This is a genomic window from Epilithonimonas hispanica (genome assembly GCF_003385395.1).
Lineage (GTDB): Bacteria > Bacteroidota > Bacteroidia > Flavobacteriales > Weeksellaceae > Epilithonimonas > Epilithonimonas hispanica.
The window spans coordinates 1-812 of sequence record NZ_QNUG01000127.1; the positions used below are offsets into that span (position 1 = coordinate 1).

An 812-nucleotide genomic window follows, 5' to 3' on the forward strand; every position below is an offset into this window, starting at 1 on the left:
TGTAAACGGGCATTGGATTTTAAGATCTACAGCTTTAAGACCGTACAGAAGATATTGGAGAACAATCTGGATCAGATGATCGATCCGGAAAAAGAAGAAAAGGAGCAGGAACTGCCTGATCACGGCAACATCAGAGGAAAACAATATTATCATTAAATATCAACAGTTATGAACGAACCGACAGTGAGTAAAATGAAGCAAATGAAGCTTTACGGCATGCACAATGCCTTTAAGACCGCTATTGAAAGCGGAAGGACAGACCATTATACCCTCGACCAGTTTGTATCGATGCTCATCGATGCCGAATGGGATGAGAGGCACAACAGGCGCATAGAGCGAAGCATCAAAAATGCAAAGTTCCATTACAAGTCCAGTATTGAAAGTGTCAACTTCGATGACACCCGCAATCTCGACCGTAATCTGGTAATGCGTCTTGCAGGATGTGAGTTCGTAGAGAAAAACGAGAACATCCTGATCACAGGAAGTACAGGCGTGGGTAAAAGTTACCTGGGAACCGCATTGGGCTATCAGGCCTGTATCGAAGGCTTCAAGGTCAATTATTTTAATACTTCCAAGCTGTTTGCCAAACTAAAAATGGCAAAAGCAGACGGGTCATACCTGCGCGAACTTGCAAAAATACAAAGACAGGATGTGATCATCCTTGATGATTTTGGTCTTCAGGCTTTGGACAGTGCCAACAGGATAACCCTTCTGGAGATCATAGAAGACCGTCACAACAACGGATCCATCATTGTAACATCGCAGATCCCGGTGCAGGGCTGGTATGACATTATTGGTGAAAAGACCATTGC

At 43.8% G+C, this 812-nt stretch carries 1 protein-coding gene; it reads left to right on the forward strand.

Annotated elements, in window-relative coordinates; translation table 11 throughout:
• Window positions 1-168: 168 nt before the first annotated feature.
• On the forward strand, window positions 169-812 hold a 644-nt coding region (gene istB / locus DRF58_RS18175), incomplete at its 3' end, for an IS21-like element helper ATPase IstB (protein ID WP_116037353.1).